This window comes from Priestia sp. SRI_019, assembly GCF_057586255.1.
The window spans coordinates 129198-148374 of the sequence record NZ_JBYCZN010000002.1 but is presented as its reverse complement, the minus strand read 5'-3'; the positions used below and the strand labels follow the sequence as shown (position 1 = coordinate 148374).

General features: G+C 39.0%; 18 protein-coding genes. 1 reads left to right on the top strand and 17 read right to left on the bottom strand.

Features of this window, described 5'->3' with window-relative positions; all coding sequences use genetic code 11:
- Positions 1-27: 27 nt before the first annotated feature.
- The 4 genes from AC2YJL_RS11030 to AC2YJL_RS11015 form a co-directional block, all read right to left on the bottom strand.
- Complete coding sequence (locus AC2YJL_RS11030; protein ID WP_025751675.1) at positions 28-984, bottom strand: AEC family transporter; 957 nt, start codon at positions 982-984, stop codon at positions 28-30.
- A 706-nt stretch (positions 985-1690) separates the two neighbouring features.
- The gene (locus AC2YJL_RS11025; RefSeq protein ID WP_013057340.1) at positions 1691-2095 is read right to left on the bottom strand and encodes a YkvA family protein; all 405 of its coding nucleotides are present in this window, start codon (positions 2093-2095) and stop codon (positions 1691-1693) included.
- Between the two features lie 99 nt (positions 2096-2194).
- Entirely contained in the window at positions 2195-2476 is a 282-nt protein-coding gene (locus AC2YJL_RS11020; protein WP_195696857.1) for a hypothetical protein, read from the bottom strand.
- Positions 2477-2564: 88 nt separating this feature from the next.
- Entirely contained in the window at positions 2565-3200 is a 636-nt protein-coding gene (locus tag AC2YJL_RS11015) for a DUF1796 family putative cysteine peptidase (RefSeq protein WP_144634404.1), read from the bottom strand.
- Between the two features lie 234 nt (positions 3201-3434).
- On the opposite strand from AC2YJL_RS11015, the gene AC2YJL_RS11010 reads away from it, so the two are divergent.
- Positions 3435-4439, top strand: coding sequence for an LLM class flavin-dependent oxidoreductase (locus AC2YJL_RS11010; RefSeq protein ID WP_251568238.1), 1005 nt, complete (start codon positions 3435-3437; stop codon positions 4437-4439).
- Positions 4440-4466: 27 nt separating this feature from the next.
- On the opposite strand, the gene AC2YJL_RS11005 is transcribed toward AC2YJL_RS11010, so the two are convergent.
- The 13 genes from AC2YJL_RS11005 to AC2YJL_RS10945 form a co-directional block, all read right to left on the bottom strand.
- The gene (locus AC2YJL_RS11005) at positions 4467-5786 is read right to left on the bottom strand and encodes a (Fe-S)-binding protein (RefSeq protein WP_195696854.1); all 1320 of its coding nucleotides are present in this window, start codon (positions 5784-5786) and stop codon (positions 4467-4469) included.
- Complete coding sequence (glcD, locus tag AC2YJL_RS11000) at positions 5783-7195, bottom strand: glycolate oxidase subunit GlcD (RefSeq protein ID WP_487374748.1); 1413 nt, start codon at positions 7193-7195, stop codon at positions 5783-5785. The genes AC2YJL_RS11005 and glcD overlap by 4 nt, the downstream gene beginning before the upstream one ends.
- 128 nt (positions 7196-7323) lie before the next feature.
- Entirely contained in the window at positions 7324-8436 is a 1113-nt protein-coding gene (locus AC2YJL_RS10995; RefSeq protein ID WP_251568245.1) for a CdaR family transcriptional regulator, read from the bottom strand.
- 70 nt (positions 8437-8506) lie between these two features.
- Positions 8507-9079 carry a DJ-1/PfpI family protein gene (locus tag AC2YJL_RS10990; protein ID WP_487374747.1) on the bottom strand — a complete coding sequence of 191 codons (573 nt, stop codon included), beginning with the start codon at positions 9077-9079 and terminating at the stop codon, positions 8507-8509.
- A gap of 118 nt (positions 9080-9197) precedes the next feature.
- Complete coding sequence (locus AC2YJL_RS10985) at positions 9198-9530, bottom strand: IDEAL domain-containing protein (protein WP_244658464.1); 333 nt, start codon at positions 9528-9530, stop codon at positions 9198-9200.
- A 210-nt stretch (positions 9531-9740) separates the two neighbouring features.
- Positions 9741-11174, bottom strand: coding sequence for a GntP family permease (locus tag AC2YJL_RS10980; protein ID WP_487374746.1), 1434 nt, complete (start codon positions 11172-11174; stop codon positions 9741-9743).
- Positions 11175-11208: 34 nt separating this feature from the next.
- Entirely contained in the window at positions 11209-12399 is a 1191-nt protein-coding gene (locus tag AC2YJL_RS10975; protein WP_195696850.1) for an iron-containing alcohol dehydrogenase, read from the bottom strand.
- A gap of 245 nt (positions 12400-12644) precedes the next feature.
- The gene (locus tag AC2YJL_RS10970) at positions 12645-13793 is read right to left on the bottom strand and encodes an ABC transporter permease (RefSeq protein WP_487374745.1); all 1149 of its coding nucleotides are present in this window, start codon (positions 13791-13793) and stop codon (positions 12645-12647) included.
- 1 nt (position 13794) lies between these two features.
- On the bottom strand, positions 13795-14901 hold the full coding sequence (locus AC2YJL_RS10965) for an ABC transporter permease (protein WP_195696849.1): 1107 nt from the start codon (positions 14899-14901) through the stop codon (positions 13795-13797).
- A 19-nt stretch (positions 14902-14920) separates the two neighbouring features.
- Complete coding sequence (locus AC2YJL_RS10960; RefSeq protein WP_043982960.1) at positions 14921-15859, bottom strand: ABC transporter ATP-binding protein; 939 nt, start codon at positions 15857-15859, stop codon at positions 14921-14923.
- A 101-nt stretch (positions 15860-15960) separates the two neighbouring features.
- On the bottom strand, positions 15961-17082 hold the full coding sequence (locus AC2YJL_RS10955) for a sensor histidine kinase (RefSeq protein ID WP_195696848.1): 1122 nt from the start codon (positions 17080-17082) through the stop codon (positions 15961-15963).
- Positions 17083-17086: 4 nt separating this feature from the next.
- Entirely contained in the window at positions 17087-17725 is a 639-nt protein-coding gene (locus tag AC2YJL_RS10950; RefSeq protein WP_028408271.1) for a response regulator, read from the bottom strand.
- Positions 17726-17891: 166 nt separating this feature from the next.
- Positions 17892-19127, bottom strand: coding sequence for a Zn-dependent hydrolase (locus AC2YJL_RS10945; RefSeq protein WP_195696847.1), 1236 nt, complete (start codon positions 19125-19127; stop codon positions 17892-17894).
- Positions 19128-19177 lie beyond the last annotated feature (50 nt).

The following is a 19177-nucleotide window of genomic DNA, read 5'->3' as shown; positions in this document are numbered from 1 at the left end:
TTTTTTGTTCTATATCCATATATGTGATTACATTAACCAAGAAATTAACAGCGGTAATGTAACAAGTGACATAATGGCACTAAGTACGAATGCTGAAGCTGTTTCACCAGCTAGGCTGTCAAAGCGAACTGAAATCATCGCTGCTACAGCTGAACCTGGGAACGCTACTAATAATACTAATTTTACGATATCAGCTGATGATAGACCCATTGCTGTTGCAATTCCTAACATTACAAGCGGCTGAATAGCCACTTTCAAAATCGCAATACCAAATGCCGATGGGCTAAATTGAATTTTACGAATACCAATTGTTACCCCAACTGCGAATAGAGCCGCACCTGATGTAATTGAGCCAATTTGATTTAAACTGCTTGATAATAAATCTGGAGATTGGAATCCACATAATACTAATACTACTGCGATTAACGGAACACAAGCTAATGGTTCAGAAAGACCGTGTAAGATTGATTTAATCGTTACTTTAAATAAGCTTTCTTCTGAATCCCCTTCACTTCTTTCGCGTTGTCCAACCGTACCAATAATAGTTGCTAAAGGATCAAGCATCGCATTTACTACAATACCCGTAATGGCGATTGGAATTGCTACTACATCCGCGCCAAACAAGCTACCTAATACGGGAATACCCATAAACGCAAACGTTGGCTGCGTAGAGTTTAAAGAGAACATAGACGCGCCTGTTAGTGAGTATTTGAATACATATTTTGCAACAAGTAAGAAAAGAACATAAAATCCAATAATACCAAGAACTAATGCTAATAAAAACGGCCATTTTTCAATAAGCGTTTGTTTTGATGTTGTTGTAATACCAACGAATAGATGTGCAGGTAACGCAAATTTTGTTACAAGCGTATTTAACCCTTTAGATGTTGTTGCATCGAACTTTTTGAAATACCCTGCTAAATAACCTAGCAAAATAACGAAAAAGATTGGGGTTAAAATAATAAAGATTTGACTAATTTCCATTTTTGAACACTCCATTGTTTAGATTAGAATCAATCATATAAATTTGCTTTCTTAGAAAGATAATTATCTTCTAAGGCTTGTCTATGGATATTGTTTACGTCAGGCCATTCATCTCCCTTTTTGCTAAACATCTCTACAAATATGAAGTAACGTATAATGGTTCATGAAAACGCATGGACTTTGTTTTTCTGCAATCATTTATTTACTTCGAAGCTGTTCATTTAGTTAAATCAAATCACACAAAACTTGTCATACAATAAAGTAACTCTACAACCTTAGTAAAAACTTGTCATACAATCATGTTGTTGGCTTACTTAGGCTGAAAAAAAACACCTTCAAATGAAAGATGCTTAATCTTGTGACGAAAGAAAGCTACTTCTGATTGATGAGGAAGAATCTCTAAGAGTTTGAAACTCTCAGTTAAAAAGTTCCATAATTTCACAAAGTTTTTACAAACAATCTTACTTATTTGTATATTGCTTTCTGTGACGAATTTATGAACATGTTTTAACTTAACATTTGTAGGGGAATTATTCAATTACATTGCTTAAACTTTTAGTGAAAAAAATATTTTAATCCTGTTTTTTTTACATAAAACGGATTAAAATAGTCAAAAAGACCTATAAATTATCGATTAAAAAGAAGATGATTCATCTATCACCTTCTTTTGCTTACTTTATTTAATAATTACATGTAGATCATAACGTTACTTTATTTTAGCATCAATAATGGAAAAATTGTGTTCTTCTGAAAACCACGTTTTAATTTTTTCCTTTGCTTTCAGTTTAACACCTTCATCAATGTACATGGCAACTTGAATCAATGCAAGCCCCAGAGCTCCTAAATCATCTGTAAATCCAACTCCTGCTGCAAAGTCCGGAATTAAATCTAAAGGAAGAATAAAATAACCTAACGCTCCTATAATGACTGCTTTTGCTTTTGGGGGAATATCAGGTTTTTGCAGCGTATAGTATAAAAGTAATACAGCATAAACAACGTTTGCTCCCGCTTTTTTACCAAACTTTTTAAGCTTGTCCCAAAATTTTTCTTCCGAATAATATTTGGCTGTTTCCTCTGTCCGAACGGGTACAATTTCTTGTTTCTCTTCCATATCGATCACCCTTTCATCACCATATGTACTTATTATAAACGATTATCTCTACCGAATTCCATTGAGAGCTTAAACTCCATAAACCTGCACAAAGCAGGCTTATGAATTTTTTAATGAGTAATGCTTCATAACGATAGTAACTAAGTCATTCAGCGCCGTTTCACTTTTAGAATGATTTTCAAACTGCTGAATGAGATCCATATGTTCAAGCAGCACTTCGTAATTACCCGTCATCTTTCTCAGAACTTCATATGCGGAACTATTCAAATCCACTTGTATTTTCAAATCCTCCAGCTGTACTAGATACTCATTCCAGCGCTGGTCTTGTTCTAGCAGCAGCAATACAATTTCTTTTATCACCTTCCGCACATTGGACTCCATCTTTTCATCTCCTTTGATACACAGATATAACAAAGTCTATGAAAAAAACGAGCTTTTTCATTCTCGTATTAAACAAAAAGAGTTTCTTTTATTTTATAACAAGCCCGCTTAAGAGCTCTTCCCATACTTTATCATCGCGCAGCACGTCCATTGAAAAAATAGGTGCATGTAAAACACATGTATAAGGCAAGTCCCAGTTAGCTTCGGACAAAAGTTCTTTTTCACTGTTTGTCAGCAGCAGTATATAGAAATCGTTTTTGACCATTCCCTTTAAAATATGCTCTAATTCTTTCGCTTCTTCATACGTTCCGCCCATGCGAATAAACAGTATACAAGAACTGGTCTCCATCGACGTTAAAAATCGCTCCGTTCTCCGTTCATATTTTTCTTTGACTTCATTATATGAAAGCCAGTTAGTCTCTGTATTAATAGACGACGGAAAATCATGAGCAGAATCAATTTGATACACCTGATCACGCAGTCTAAGCGTGGAACCATCTCCGAAAGAACTGATATAGGTTAAGTGTTCATATACAAATAAGTCTTTACAGCGATTTTTCAACAGCTGGTTAACATGAGAAAGAGAAATGCTAATACACCAATCAATCACGCCGGCTTGTTTTCGCAAAGAATGTTTTTTCATGTATATCCCTGGAAAACAGTTATAGCCTAAACTGTATATCATATCGTACTGCTTGCTTTTTAGTTCATTTAAAGTAACCATATTCATCCTCCCTTCTACTATAAAATATGACAGCTTTTTATAGAAAGAGGCGGCTTCTGCCTTATACCGTACAAGCTTTTTGTTTCTCAAAAGCTTATGTAAATAAAGAACAATAACGTAAAGGAAAATAACCGAAGCAAAATATTTTGGAACTCGAAAGATTATTGTTAAAATACTTGTATTCCATTGAAATAACAAGGCCTATGAAGTCTTTAAAGAAAGAAGATGAAATTGATGAGTAAGGCATTAAAAAATATTCCGATTTCCGTATTAGATCTTTCTCCTGTAGTTGAAGGAGGAACTGTATCTGACTCACTTAGAAATACATTAGATTTAGCTCAGCACGCTGAAAAATGGGGGTATAACCGCTATTGGCTAGCTGAGCATCATAATATGACAGGTATCGCAAGCTCCGCTACATCCGTTGTAATTGGTCATGTAGCTGCAGGCACGTCGCGTATTCGCGTAGGCTCTGGAGGTATTATGCTTCCTAACCATTCTCCGCTTGTTATTGCTGAGCATTTTGGCACGCTTGAATCACTATTTCCAGGACGTATTGATTTAGGCTTAGGAAGAGCGCCAGGGACAGATCAGCTGACAGCACAGGCGCTGCGACGCGACCGCAGAAGCGACGGCAGTGACTTTCCAGAACAGCTGGCTGAACTGCAAGAATACTTTAAATCGGCTTCAGAAAGTCAGATGCGCGTTAAAGCTGTTCCCGGTCAAGGTTTAAATATTCCGATTTGGCTGCTTGGCTCAAGCGGTTTTAGCGCACAGCTTTCTGCACAGCTAGGTTTGCCATTTTCATTTGCAAGTCACTTCTCACCTAATAATACAATGACAGCTCTTAACATGTATCGCCGTTATTTTAAGCCGTCCGACGTGTTAGACAAACCATATGCAATGTTAGGTGTAAACGTAATCGCTGCTGATACAGATAGAGAAGCTGAACGCTTGGCTACTTCTATGCAGCAGCAGTTTCTAAATTTAATTCGAAACACACCGGGTAAACTAAAAGCTCCTGTGGATAATATGGATGAACTATGGACTGACTTTGAAAAAGCTTCTCTTCAACAGCAGCTGGGCTCTTCTATTGTCGGAAGTCCTGAGACGATTAAAGTCAAGCTGGAACAGTTTATTGAAGAAACACAAGCAGATGAACTGATGATTAACGCTCAAATTTACGATCACAAAGCTCGCCTTCGTTCATACGAAATTGTTTCTCAGCTGTTCAAATAATAAAAAGGCCGGACACGTCCGGCCTTTTTATTTGCTTTCTACTGCTTCAAGAAGTAAATCTGCAAGATGAACGGCCCTTACACTTTCTTCTACTCCTTCTCTGACTACCCCTAGCTTCATTTGAATGAGACAGCCCGGGTTTGCTGTTACAATCGTATGGGCATGGGCTTCTTTCACTTTTTCCATTTTATAATCTAAAATTTGCATAGACATCTCTTGTTCCGTTAGATTATAAATACCGGCTGAGCCACAGCAATGATCCGCATTTTCCATTTCATGAAACACCGTTCCGTTAATCGCTTGGATCAGTTTTCTCGGTGCGCTGGACGTTTTCATCACGTTTCTTAAATGACAGGAGTCTTGATACGTAATAATTTGACTTGGCAGCGATAACTTTTGTTTTTCCACAAACTGCTGCTGCAATAAAATCTCTGAAAAATCTTTGACTTTGGCAGAAAAAGCAGCTGCTCTTTCTTTCCATTCCGGTTCCTCTTTTAATAAATGATCGTATTCTACCAACAGCGCACCGCAGCCTCCTGCATTAAGAACAATATCATCCGCTTGAATGGATTCAAACGCCATAATATTTTGCTTCGCTAACTTCTTTGCCTGATCTTTTTCTCCTCCATGCGCATGCAGTGCGCCGCAGCACGTCTGCACCTCTGGTATGACGACCTTACACCCCGCTTTTTGTAAAAGTGCAATCGTCGCGTTGTTTGTTTCCATAAACATCGTATCCATTAAACACCCTGTAAAAAAAGCAACCGTACGCTCTCTTGTTCCTTCTGCTTCAAATAAAAAAGGTCGTTTCTTCATTTCTTTTTTTGTTAGCACAGGCGGAAGCGTTTTTTCCATTTGTGCTAAATTACCGGGCAGGACATTTAGTATGTTTGTTTTTTGAACAGCTTTTTGCAAGCCGCTTCTTTGATAGAAAGCAAGCAGAGAATGTACATTTTTTAATCGTTCTTTATGCGGGAAAAGCTGTTCGAACACCATATGCCTGAGCGCTTTCACCGGCCATTTATGCCTTTTTTTCTGCTGAATAATATCACGCGCTTCTTCTAATAAGTGTCCGTACTTCACACCCGAAGGACAAACAGGCTCACACGCTCGGCAGCCAAGGCAAAGATTTAATTGCTTTTCAACGGATTCATCAGGTTCAATAAGTCCGTCTACCACTCCTTTCATCAAAGCAATTCTTCCGCGCGGTGACGCTGCTTCATATTGATTCGTTTGTCCATACGTGGGACAGCTTGGCAAACAAAAACCGCATCTCATACAATTCATTAACTCGTCATAATCTAACCGTTCTTTGAACGCTTGCTGAATGTCTTTTGTTGCCGTCATGAACGAACCACCACCCTTTTTCTCGTGTCTTTAGCAAAAATTTTCCCTGGATTCATAATTCCTTGCGGGTCCAAAGCATACTTGATTGCTTTCATCGCAGCTACTCCTTCTCCGCCCATCTTCAATGCTAAATACGGTGCTTTCATTTCTCCGACTCCGTGTTCACCTGTAATCGTTCCTCCAAGCTCAATGGCTTTATGAAAAATCGCTTCAAAAGCTTGTTCAACGCGGTGAAGCTCTTCTTTGTCACGCGCATCTGTTAAACAAGTCGGATGCAGATTTCCGTCTCCTGCATGACCAAACGTACAGATCTTAACGTTATATGTTACGGCAATTTCATTAATCGCTTTGACCATTTCACTAATTTTAGACCGCGGGACGGTTGCATCTTCTAAAATCGTCGTTGGCTTCATTCGCGCTAAAGCAGAAAGAGCTGATCTTCTTGCTGTACTTAACGCTTCTGCTTCTGCTTGCGAAGCCGCTACTTTTACAGATACAGCATTTCCTTCGCTGCAGATGCGTGAGATCATTTCAATATCCCGACTCACCACTTCCGGGGGACCGTCTTGTTCAATCAATAAGACAGCGTTTACATCTGTTGGGAGACCAACTTGCGCAAAATCTTCTACTACTTCGCACGTCGGCTGATCTAAAAATTCAAGCGTAGCTGGAATAATCTTATTGGCGATAATTGCTGAAACCGTCTTAGCAGCTGCGTCCATGTCTTCAAACAGCGCGAGCAGAGTTTGTTTTGTTTCAGGTATTGGAATGAGCTTTAAAATGGCTTCTGTCACGACGCCAAGCGTTCCTTCAGACCCGACAAACAAGTTCGTTAAATCGTAGCCAGCTACATCTTTAGCCAGCTTTCCTCCTGTCTTAATACAATCGCCGTTTGCAAGAACTACTTCAAGACCAAGAACGTAATCTTTTGTTACGCCGTATTTTAAGCCTCGTAATCCTCCTGAGCACTCATTAATGTTCCCTCCAATGGTTGATATTTTCATAGAGCTTGGATCAGGAGGATAAAATAAACCTTTTGCCTCTACGGCGTTAATTAAGTCTAACGTGATAACACCTAGCTGCACGGTAGCGGTTAAATTTTCTTCATCAATTTCCAAAATTTTATTCATTCGGTTAAATGTAAGAACAATTCCTCCTTGCGTTGGACACGTTCCTGCGCTTAAATTTGTGCCTGAACCTCTTGGCACAATAGGAACATGATCTTCGTTGCATATCATTAAAATTCTTTTCACTTGATCTTTGTTTTCAGGCATAATAACCGCATCAGGAAGCGACTGAAAGTTAGGTGTTGCGTCATAAGAGTACACGAGTCTTGCTTCACTGCTATCTTGAAAGTTGGCTGATCCTACAACTTCAATGAGCTTTGCTTTTGTTCCTTCGTTAAGCATAACGTTCCTCCTTATATATCTCTTAATCTTATTATAGTTGCAGAAGCCACGAAGGACTATGGATAAAAAACTAAAAAATAGCGTTTTAAAAACTCATTTTTTGTATGTTTATCTAATGAAGGGCGCACTTACTCCAATAGAGACAGCGCAAGGTAAAAAAGCGTGATGCCCTTTACGCTTTTTGGATCAATGTCTGTGAGTTCTTTCATTTGCTTCAAGCGATAATGAAGCGTGTTAATATGAATATGTAAATCAAACGCCGTTTTTTTTAACGATTGATCGTTGGCTAAATAGCATTTCAGCGTTTCGAGAAGCTCTTTTTCTCTTTGAATGGAAGAAAGCACTCGACTCAAGAATTCCTTTTTTACAGGTTCAGACACGTCTTCTAACATCATGTCCATCAGCAGCTCCTCATAAAAAACAACGGCTTGACGTTTTGAAGCTACTTTAAGCGCTTTTTTCGCTTCTTCATATGAAGCATGCAAATTAAATTGCTCCGCTGGCTTTCCTACACCAATAGTGATCATAACTTGGTTGTTTGCTTGAATATACTGCTGACATTTTATTAATTCTTCTTTAAATCCTCGCCTTGCCTTTTCACCTACAGCCTCTTTAAGTAAAAGCAAGCGATCGTATCCCCAATTTGCAATATAATCTCCTTCAGCTTTATGACTTTCAAACCAGTAGCGAATCATTTCTTGCACCTGCTGCTGCTTCTTTTTCGAAAGAGATAAATCAATTTGAAACAGCGTGCAGCAATAAGCACTGTCTACTTGTACTCCTAAAATATGGCCTCGTTCAATAAATTCTGCATCTACCTGCTGGCTATAAATCCATTCACGAAAAAAAGCTTCCACTCCTTTATTTTCCCATTCCTTCGTTTCTATATAATAGGCTTCGCGAATAATTAACTCTGTTAATCTTCGAATAATGTCTGCAAAAGGCTCAACAGCTTCTGGAGTACCTGTAATGCCAATAACGCCAATAATGTCTCCTTGATAACTGATAGGCAAATTAATTCCTGGCTTAACTCCTTTTAAATCTGCTGCTTCTTTTTTGGAGATATATAGTTTTTGCTTTTTTTGCATCACGTTCCACGCGCCTTCATGAAAAAAACCAACCCGCTTTTCTTCTGTAGAAGCAATAATAATTCCGCGTATATCCGTTACAATTACATGTTCTTTCATCACAAGCTGTACTTCTTTTATAATTTTCTTCGACAGTTCAGACACAAGCTGCACGTTGTTTACACCTCACCTATCATCAATCAAAAGAGCTGAAAGAATGGTTTTCTCTCAGCCCGCTTTTTTATTATGCGTTCACTTTTTCAGCTTTTTTTAGCACGTTAAAAAACTCTTTCATAAATTTAGGTAAATCCGGCCAAGCTTGTCCGGTTACTAGGTTTCTGTCTACGTGAAGCGTCTGTTCAACAAATACAGCACCCGCCGCTTCTACTTCCGGTCGGCAAGCAGGATACGCTGTCACTTCTCTGTCCTGCAGATACTCTCTAACCGTCGTTAACACGAGCTGACCATGACAAATAACGCCTAAAGGTTTATTTTCTTTTAAAAAATGCGCGGCAATTCCCTGAACTTTTGTGTTCATTCGAATGTATTCAGGCGCCCGTCCTCCAGGAATAATAAGTCCATCATAATCGGCGGGATCCACTTCATCGACAGAAGCGTGAGAATCAATTTTATATCCCGTTTTCTCTGTGAATGTTTCCATCTCTGGAAGAAAATCATGAACCACCGTTTGGAGCTTCTTTTTCACTGGAGAAGCAATGGTACACTGAATATCTTCTTCTAAACAGCGATAATACGGATAAAAAACTTCTAAAGCCTCCACTGCATCTCCTGTTAAAATCAAGACACGTTTACTCATCTTTTATCACCTTTTCTTTTAATGTCGTCACTTACTTCTTCTCGCAAGCTGCTTTCCATTCCTGCTTTTCCCCTATGAATAATAAAAAAAGCAGGGCCTTCATTCCTTATCAGGAATGTCAGCCTTGCTTTTTATCTTGTAATCTTTTTAATTCATCTGTTAATTCACTAAACCAAGCCTTGTCTTTTGTTAGCAGCGCAAGATCAATCAATGAAAGAATTTGCTCTTCGTGCGCCGTTTTTTGAAGGGGCAGCTTCTCTATTTTTTCATCCATCATGCCAATGGTTGTGCCGACCATTTTTTCATCATCACTTTTCACAACGTTGATTAGTGCTGCTTTTTTAGATGGATTAATCGTTTTAATATATCCGTATATAAGTTCACCGTCGCGAGACTTTCCTTTGACCCAGTCGCCTACTTTTAAATTTCCTTCAAATAGCTTCACAGTCATTCTCCTTTCTTCATAAACACGCTAAAAGTTAATGTAACAGCATATAGTATTCTAGAAAGTAGTGTAATCATAATACTTACAGTTTAGAAAGTCAAAGAATCTGTTTTAGAGCAAAAATCTTAATATACAACTAAATCACTGCAACAATAAAAAAATCCGAACGATTCATCGTTCGGATTTTTCTTCAACCAAACTCAGCCTCTTTATTTGTTATACGAGTCCAGTTAAGCTGTAGATTCCAATAATTAAGAAACATGCAAGCGTTTTTATAATAGTGATGGCAAAAATATCTCGGTAAGACTGTTTGTGTGTCAACCCGGTAATGGCAAGCAGTGTAATAACGGCTCCGTTATGAGGAAGCGTATCCATACCGCCTGATGCCATCGCTACAACTCTATGCATAACTTCAGGAGGAATGTTGTACTGATTAATCGCTTCTACATACTTATCTCCCATCGCACTAAGCGCAATTCCCATACCTCCAGAAGCAGAGCCTGTAATACCCGCTAAAATATTTGTCGTAACGGCTCCATTAACAAGCGGATTTGTAAAGGTATGTGAAATACCGTCACGAACGGCTGCAAACCCAGGAAGAGATGAAATAACGCCTCCAAAGCCATACTCAGCTCCCGTGTTCATCGCAGCAAGAAGCGCTCCGCCAATACTTGCGTTAAGACCTGCTTGGAAACCGGTGGTCACTCGCTTCCAATCATACGCAATCGTTGTGATAATTCCAATAACAAGTGCCAATTCCACTGACCAAATACCAACAACTGCGGTTAAATCTACTTTTCCGAACGCTTCAAGACCAATTTTGGCAAAATCAAAACCCTCTGGATACCATTTTGGAATAGAAACAGTAAAAAATTTGTTTGCAACCCCTACAAGCACGAGCGGAACAAATGCTAAAATCTGTCTTACTACGCTAGGTTCATACTTAGGTTCTGTAGAAGGCACTGACTCTTTTTCTAGTTCTGCAGCAGCCGCTAGTTCATTATTAAATCCGTAGTAGCCTTCTCCAGCTTTTCTTGCTTTTTTGCTTCGACTTTCCAAATACCAAAGACCTAAGCTAAAGACAATAACCGATCCGATAATCCCCAGTGTCGGAGCAGCATAGATGTCTGTTTTAAAAAAAGTCGTTGGAATAACGTTTTGAATCTGCGGTGTACCCGGAAGTGCATCCATGGTAAACGAAATAGCTCCTAATGCAATCGTTCCCGGTACTAATCGTTTTGGAATATTCGCTTCGCGGAATAAGTTAGCCGCAAACGGATAAACTGCAAACGCAACAACGAATAAACTTACGCCGCTGTAGGTTAAGATTGCTCCCATTAAAACAATCGCCAAGATCGCACGTTTAGCCCCTACGACTTTAACAATTGTTTTCGCAATCGACTCAGCGACTCCAGACATTTCAACCATCTTCCCGAAAACCGCTCCTAATAGAAAAACAGGGAAGTAGTTTTTAATAAACCCAACCATTTTCTCCATAAAAACGTTTGAGAAAAACGGGAGTGCATAGCTTGGTTCCGTTAAAATAACGGCTAGCAGCGCACAAAGTGGAGCAAACAAAATAACTGAAAATCCGCGGTAAGCAACCAGCATCAAAAGCCCCAGAGACAGCAAAATAATCAGCAAATCCATAACGTTTCCCCTTTCATCCCTTATTCAATTTGTCTTATTTTTTATAAAGTGCAGACTCAAACTCATATTCATAGCACGTGTAATAAAGCTGAATAACTTCTTCTGCCGTCGGTACGATCGGATGATTAGCAGGACTTCCGCTTTGAATCGCATCCGCTGCCATTTTCTCAACCGCCGCGTAAAACAGCTGTCGATCAATGCCCCACGATTGAAGATTAGGAATCTCTAAGTCGATACAAAGCTGCTTAATGGCTTCAATTAACACATCTGCTCCTTCTTTTTTTGTATATGATACGTTCGGAAAAAGAGCTTGTCCTATTTCACCTAAACGATCGATTGAAGCCTCTTTTGTATAGTCCAAAACCGCAGGCAGGAGCATCGCATTAGAAATACCGTGCGGCACATGGAATAACGCGCCAATTGGCCTTGACATACCGTGCACTAGCGCAACGGATGAGTTTGAAAACGCCATCCCTGCCAGCATAGAAGCATAGGCCATTTCGTTCCTTGCTTGAACATTTTCTCCATTTCTGTACACAAGACGGATATTTTTCATGATTAACTCAATTGCTTGAAGCGCAAGTGAATCTGTAAAAGGATGTGCTTTTTTAGACAAATACGCTTCCACTGCATGACTGAGTGCATCAATTCCTGTAGCTGCCGTTACGTGTTTTGGACATGATAGAGTTAATAACGGATCAACAATGGCTGTATCAGGCAATAATTGAGGCCTTGCGAGCATCATTTTTACATCGTACGCCGTGTCTGTAATAACTGTCGCTTTCGTCACTTCTGAGCCGGTTCCGGCAGTCGTAGGAACGGCGACCAAAGGAAGAGGGCTACCTTGAAAATCTTGTTGGTTTTGAAAATACGTTCGTAAATGCCCTTCATTAGTCATCATCACAGCAACCGCTTTCCCAGTATCGATACAGCTGCCTCCCCCTAAAGCAATAACCACATCGCACTGCTCCGTTTTGCATACGGCAAGCGCTTCATCTAGATGAATATCCGTTGGCTCTGAATTTACGCCTGTATACACGGCACAGTCCATGCCAGCTTCTGCTAAGTAACGACGGCAAGTTTCTACATTGCCTGCTTTCACCATAACGTCATCACTTATAAGCAATGCCTTTGTCCCAAGCAGTGCAGCCTGTTCTCCAATTTTAGAAAATGATCCTTCTCCATATAAAACCGTGCGTGGTACAAGTAGTTCATAAATTCCCACTGTTTTTCCCCCTTTGTTATCTCGCTGACAATCTCTCCTTCCGTATTTTCATGCTGACTTATGTAAGCGATTTCATTTGTTTATGCAAAAAACCAACATGAACTTCGTTTTTCTCCCCTATTTATTCTCTTTTTGTATACCCCTTTCCTCTTTCATTCTAAAATTTCATCTTATATTTTTCAATCTTTTTTTGTAACTTTTTAAAAATTACAAAAAAAGCCAGAGGTATTCTCTGACTTTACCATTTAAATAAACTTTTGAACAGTATTATTTCGATTTAATTTATAAATAGACAGCAGGAAAAAAACAAGTGCAAAAGCTAGTAAAATGCTGATATTTAACCATAGGCTGCTTAAATCAGCTCCTTGTTGAACACTTTTTAACGTACTTAATACCCACGTTTGAGGAAGAAAGTCGGCTATTTTCTGCATCACATCCGGCATAAATTCAGGCGGGAAAAAGCAGCCGGACAGTAAACAAGTTGGCGTGATGATAAGCGTCTGAAGACCATTCGCTGCTTTTGAACTTTCTGTAAAAGCGATAATTACAAGAGACAAGCCGATGGCTACTAGACCAAACAAAACTAAAATGAAAAACAGCTGCCACACGGGAATGTTCATATCTACGTGAAAAAAAGTCGTAATACACACAAGTGTAATCATTACTTGCAGAGTTAATAAAATCATATTTGTCATAACATTGGATATCACATATTGCCTTGCGCTAACTGGCGAAGCTAACAGTCTAAAATACGTTCGCTGCTCTTTTTCTTTTGTGATAAGCGCCGATAAATTTACCGCAGAAAAAAGCATAAACATAATTAAATACCCAATTGTCTGCTTGACAATATTTTGATCGGTTCCTTTGTCTTCAAGGGCGTGCGTAGAGACGTGGAATGGCGCTTTTTGATAATTCTCATACATTTGTTTAAACGCAGCATCGTCGCCTTCAGCAGCTTGATTCAGCGCAGAAATATTATCAATATATTGATACAGATAAGATTTAATAAAGCTCGTTACTTCTGCTCCTTTTATTGAAGTGATTGTAATATGATCTGGTTTGTTCGCTTTGACGCTGTCAGAAAACCCTTTTTCAAAAGTAATAACCGCATCAACTTTCTTTGACGTAATCTCATGATCCACTTCTTTGTCCGTAAGCATTTTAACATTTGTTTTATGCATTCCTTTTAAAAACTGAACGGTATCTTTTGTAATATCCGTTGAGTCGTGATTGACAACTCCGATATTCACCGAAGTCCCTCCTGCATTTCCATAAATAAGAACGGACATTAAAACCCCTGCAATAGGCAAACCAATAACAAGCACAAGCGTCCTTTTGTTTCTAAGCAGCATATTTCTTAGCATATTTGTGACAAGCCACATGATATTTTTCATGTTATAACCCCTCTCTTTTTCTCAAAAGCACAATTGCTATGCCCAAAAATAAAATAGAGAAGCCTACATTCAACCCGATCACTGAAAGAGACGCGCCGATATCATTTGTATAAATCAATTTAATAAGTCCATTATTCATCCAGGTTAAAGGTGATACATTGACGAAGCCCTCTCCAGATCCATTTTGAAAATAGGTTCCTCCCACAATACACGACACTTGAATAACGACCATAATAATTGCTCTTGACGCCGCTTCTGTCTTCGTAAGGTAGCTAACTCCTAATCCAAAGCTAGTGGCAAAAAGAATCTGAGATACTAACATTACGAGTACTAAGAGTAAATGATCTCCCCAGTTGGCATCAAAAAAATATTTAGTCGACATAATGACCACTAATACACAAATGGCGTGAACCAAAACAGTGCCCAAAATTTTTCCTACAAAAATTTCAGCGGTTTTAATCGGTGCGGCTACTAATCGACTAGCTGTATTTCGCATACGCTCTCCTCTAATTAAATAACTCGCTGAGATAGATCCGTATAAAACAATCATAGTTGTCATTGAAATGGCGTAGTAGTCTATTGAATTTGGCTGTTTTTGAGAATGAAGAGATGTTTCTTGAATATAGTCATGCTTAGACGCACGGAGCAGGTTATCCACTTGCTGAGGGTTTACTTTTGCCACTTCCATCGCCACATTGTACTTATCCACAAAAGTGCTTAACATACCTTGGACCATGTTGAATTCAATGCTGTTTTCTTCATTTCCGTAGAGATGAATGCCTCCGTCTTTCACTTCTACATAAGCTGTATAACGCTGCTCTTTTACTTCTTTTTTTCCATCCTGATCTTTTTTCAGCGCTTTAAAGTGAATGCCCGATTTTTCTGCATGTGCAGCAAACTGCTTAAAAGCAGCAGATTCTTCATTACTTGTGTCGATTTTATAGAGAACATAACTGTCGTCTATCTTCATATCGTTATTAAAGGCTTGAGACAAAGCTGTTCCTAAAATAAGGACAAGAGCCAGTGGAAAGAGAATCATAAAGATAAATGCACGCTTATCTCGCAGATCACTTTTCATTTCTTTTAAAGCAATTGCAATAATATTCATTTCTCATTCCTCCCTTCTTTTATAAATCTCTTAGACTGCGCCCTGTGAGCGTCAGAAAGACCGTCTCTAAATTAGGGGCTTGTTCTTTAACTGCTTTAATTTCGATATGATGCGTCATTAAATAATGAATGACTTTGTTCAAGTTATTCACTTCGGCGCTTGAATTAATTTTAATAATTCCATCTTCATACGTAACGGCTGTTACGCCTGGAATTTCTTTTAGACCGCTGCAATCTATATCGTCCGCTTCTTTTACTTCAATCCAAATATCTTTTGTATCAGTGATAATAGCTTTCAGCTGCTCTTTTGTTCCTTCAGCAATAATCTTGCCGTGATCAATAATCGCAATCTTTGTACATACCTCTTCTACTTCTTCCATATAGTGACTCGTATAAATGATTGTACTTCCCATTTCATTTAACTTCTTTACAGATGTTAAAATATAATTTCGCGACTGAGGATCAATACCAACCGTCGGTTCATCCATAATGATCAGCTTCGGGCGATGAGCAATCGCGCATGCGATATTTAACCTTCTTTTCATTCCTCCTGAAAAGCTTTTCGGATACGCCTTTTGTTTATCTAAAAGCCCTACAAACGCTAACGCTTCTTCGACTCGTTCGTTAAGAAGTGACCCTCTTAATCCGTAGAGACCTGCAAAAAACTTCACATTTTCATAGGCTGTCAAATCTTCATAAATCGCTAAGTCCTGCGGAACAATTCCAATGTTCATCTTTGCGAAATTTCGGTGTTTCTTTATATTTTTTCCAAGCACTTCAATATCGCCGCTATTGCTTTGAAGCAGACTAGCTACCATATGAATCGTTGTGCTTTTTCCTGCTCCGTTTGTTCCTAAAAAGCCGAATATATCTCCTTCTTCTACTTGTAAAGACAAATTATCTACCGCAATAAAATCTCCAAATTTCTTTGTTAATTTTTGAATCGATAATACGTTCATCATTTCACCTCTAGTGTGTTGGTATATCCTTATTTTATGAAAAAAAGGCAAACTTACGTCAGTGCATAAGTTCACCTTTTCTCCATGAGAAATCTCATTATTTATGTATGAAGTTTCTCACCTATCGGCAGCAGCGTGGTAACAGAAAACCCGTTTGTCCCGTCAACAATCACCGTCCCGTTAATGGAAGCAGCTCGTTCTTCCATTCCTGCTATGCCAAGGCCTTTTTGAAACAAGTGAGCGCCTTTTCCATTGTCTTTGACTTCTACTTTAACCATTTTATTTAATACATGAAGCTCAATGGCAATCATCGTTGCTTCTGCATATTTTAAGGCATTCGTAATAGCTTCCGTTATATTTTCATGGATAATTTTCCACTGAAGAGGAGTGATAAGATCCAAATTCCCTTTGTATACAAGAGGCATTGCAATACTATGTTTAGCCTCAAATTCACCAATAAATAATTTAAGCCTGCTGATTCCTATTTGCTCAGCGGGAGGCTTTATGCTTTTTAACGTTAACCTGATTTCTTCAATGCCTTCTTTCGAAATTGTAATCGCATTTTGAAGAAGAGACAGCGCTTTTTCTTGATCATGCTTCATTACGTGCTTTGCTGCCTCCATTTGAATAAGTGCTCCAGTCATTGAATGTCCAATCTTATCGTGAATTTCCTGCGATAATCGATTTCGCTCTTCTAATTTTGAAGCATATTGAGATTGCCTCACATACTCTTTATTTTCATTCACGTGCTTTTGCAGCTTTTGCATACTTACTCTCATTTCATCGAGCTTTTGTTCATAATTGATTGTCCGCTTTTGATAGAGAGCTGCTCCTGTATAAATAAAGAAAGTAAACGCAGCGACTAACACATACAGCGCGCTAATATCAGAGGGAACAAGCAGTATTGGAAGCAAAACAAGCAGCAGCACCATCCATTTTTTCACGACTGATTCTCCAATAAGCTCACAAAGGTTTAGCGGAAAAAGAAGAAAAAACAAAGGATGAAGTTTATACGCACAATATAGAATAAGGACAATTGAACTAACAATAAACATACGCTTGAACACTCTCTTTTTCACAATGGACGCTGCAATGTTAACACAGCTGTAAAGAAGCAGTGCTAACACAATAGCTGAAATCGAGTGTACATAATTAAACTGAATGTACGTAATAGCCAAAAACAGTATAAGGATGAGCTTAGTCATCATTAATCCGACTTCCATAGCCCTACTTCCCTTTACCGGTTAAATAGTAAATAGCAATTTGAGTACGATGCTCAAGTCCCGTTTTACTTAAAATCGAACTAATATAGTTTGCTACGGTACCTTCTGAAATAAAAAGTGTTTTAGAAATTTCTTTGTTCGAAAGCCCTTTGGCAATCAGCGTCATAATGCTCGTTTCACGCTCGGTAAACTGTGTCATATCCGCTTTTGACTCGCGCTCAGTTGCAGCGTTTAAACTTGATTTAATCTTATCAAGCACAACATCTTGCAGAACCGTATGGCCGTTGAAGACACTTTTGATTGCGTCTCGAATGCGCTCTGGCTCTGTATTTTTTAACAAGTAGCCTTTAGCTCCGTTTTTTACAGCATCAATAATGTATTCATCGTCATCAAACGTAGTTAAAATAAGCGGCTTTGCTTTCGTTGACTCTGAAATAAGTTTTGTAGCCTCTACACCGTCCATGACAGGCATTCTTACATCTAACAGTGCAATATCGACGGAATGATTCTTGCAATATTGAACGGCTTCCTGACCATCTTTTAAAGTAGCGACAACGTCGAATTCTTCATATGTATTTAATATAATTTTCATTCCTTCTCGGATAAACGAATTATCATCTGCAATAATAATAGTAATTTTCATTTCTTTAAGTGAGAACATCTCACTTTTTTTCACATCCTTCTTTCACATCCGTCCGCATGCTTCTCATTTATTGTATCCATAATAAACCAAAAGTTCAATGCAATAGTTCGAGTCTTTCTAAGCACTAAAAAAGAGCAAACCTCCGCAGGTTTACTCTTTTATCTCATTACTTCTGAGCTAACTTCATCACCGTCTCTAAAAGTACGTTTACACCTTTTTCACATTCTTCCCAAGGAGTGAACTCTTCCTCACAATGACTTTTTCCGTTTACGCTCGGAATAAAAATCATAGCCGTCGGAATATAGCTAGCTAAAAACTGTGCGTCATGTCCAGCTCCGCTTACCATTCGCTTATAGGAATACCCAAGCGAACGAACCGACTCTTCCACTTCATCGCAAACCGTTTTATCAAACCACACGGTATCGCGACCCCAAAGCTTGGTCACCCTCACTTCGCAGCCTTCTAACAGCTCTGCTTGATCAGGCAGTGATTGAATAATTTTTTCCACAGATGCAATGACATCTTCATCCGTATGTCTCGCTTCAAGCGAAAAAATAACTTTATTTGGAATAACCGTATGAATATTAGGCAGTACGTTCATACGACCCATTGTATAGACTAAATTTGAATCCAATCTGCCGAGCTCATGACGAGCTTCAGCAATCAGGTTATTAGTTGCAAAAAGTGCGTCTTTCCGCATATCCATCGGCGTCGTCCCAGCGTGATCTGACTCCCCGGTAACTTCAATTTCATAGCATACCATTCCTAGCACGCACTCCACTACACCGATTGATTTGGCTTCTCTTTCTAAAATAGGCCCTTGCTCAATATGTAATTCTACAAATGCCGATGCTTCAGTAAGACGGCTACTCGTATCGCCTTCATATCCGCATGATTGAAGGGCTTGCTTAAACGTCACGCCGTCAACATCTGTCTTCTTCATCATAACGTCTTTTTGAAACTTGCCCGATAAAATACCTGAAGCCATCATAGAAGGCTCAAAACGCGCTCCTTCTTCATTCGTAAAGTTAACAATCATAATCGGCACCTTCGGCTTAATATTATGCTCAACCAGCGTTCTTACTAACTCTAATCCTGCAACTACACCGAGGATTCCGTCAAACCTTCCGCCTTTTTTTACGCTGTCCATGTGTGAGCCAATCACAACAGGCGGCTTATCTTCTAATCCTTCAAGCGTGGCGTAAATACATCCAAGATCGTCAATTTTAATATCCATTCCAAGATCCCGGCAGCATGAGCAAAAATAATCTCGTGCTAAGCGATCTTCTTCTGATAGCGCTAAGCGGGTTACACCGTTATTAGGTGTTCGTCCATACTCGGCAAATTGTTCAAGCGTATTTTTTAACCTTTCTCCATTCACTGCTACTTTTTGTCGTTGCAACTCAACCACTCTCCTCATTATTTGGTCATAAAGTGCGTCTAAGGTGCGGT

What these genes read in the sequence shown, in the direction of transcription:
- AC2YJL_RS10990 (WP_487374747.1), bottom strand. Translation starts at nt 9,079, where the DNA reads ATGAGTAAACGTGTCTTGATTTTAACAGGAGATGCAGTGGAGGCTTTA.
- AC2YJL_RS10980 (WP_487374746.1), bottom strand. Translation starts at nt 11,174, where the DNA reads ATGGATTTGCTGATTATTTTGCTGTCTCTGGGGCTTTTGATGCTGGTT.
- AC2YJL_RS11025 (WP_013057340.1), bottom strand. Translation starts at nt 2,095, where the DNA reads ATGGAAGAGAAACAAGAAATTGTACCCGTTCGGACAGAGGAAACAGCC.
- AC2YJL_RS10970 (WP_487374745.1), bottom strand. Translation starts at nt 13,793, where the DNA reads ATGAAAAATATCATGTGGCTTGTCACAAATATGCTAAGAAATATGCTG.
- AC2YJL_RS10960 (WP_043982960.1), bottom strand. Translation starts at nt 15,859, where the DNA reads ATGAACGTATTATCGATTCAAAAATTAACAAAGAAATTTGGAGATTTT.
- AC2YJL_RS10985 (WP_244658464.1), bottom strand. Translation starts at nt 9,530, where the DNA reads ATGACTGTGAAGCTATTTGAAGGAAATTTAAAAGTAGGCGACTGGGTC.
- AC2YJL_RS11030 (WP_025751675.1), bottom strand. Translation starts at nt 984, where the DNA reads ATGGAAATTAGTCAAATCTTTATTATTTTAACCCCAATCTTTTTCGTT.
- glcD (WP_487374748.1), bottom strand. Translation starts at nt 7,195, where the DNA reads ATGCTTAACGAAGGAACAAAAGCAAAGCTCATTGAAGTTGTAGGATCA.
- AC2YJL_RS11005 (WP_195696854.1), bottom strand. Translation starts at nt 5,786, where the DNA reads ATGACGGCAACAAAAGACATTCAGCAAGCGTTCAAAGAACGGTTAGAT.
- AC2YJL_RS10965 (WP_195696849.1), bottom strand. Translation starts at nt 14,901, where the DNA reads ATGAATATTATTGCAATTGCTTTAAAAGAAATGAAAAGTGATCTGCGA.
- AC2YJL_RS10955 (WP_195696848.1), bottom strand. Translation starts at nt 17,082, where the DNA reads ATGGAAGTCGGATTAATGATGACTAAGCTCATCCTTATACTGTTTTTG.
- AC2YJL_RS11015 (WP_144634404.1), bottom strand. Translation starts at nt 3,200, where the DNA reads ATGGTTACTTTAAATGAACTAAAAAGCAAGCAGTACGATATGATATAC.
- AC2YJL_RS11020 (WP_195696857.1), bottom strand. Translation starts at nt 2,476, where the DNA reads ATGGAGTCCAATGTGCGGAAGGTGATAAAAGAAATTGTATTGCTGCTG.
- AC2YJL_RS11010 (WP_251568238.1), top strand. Translation starts at nt 3,435, where the DNA reads ATGAGTAAGGCATTAAAAAATATTCCGATTTCCGTATTAGATCTTTCT.
- AC2YJL_RS10950 (WP_028408271.1), bottom strand. Translation starts at nt 17,725, where the DNA reads ATGAAAATTACTATTATTATTGCAGATGATAATTCGTTTATCCGAGAA.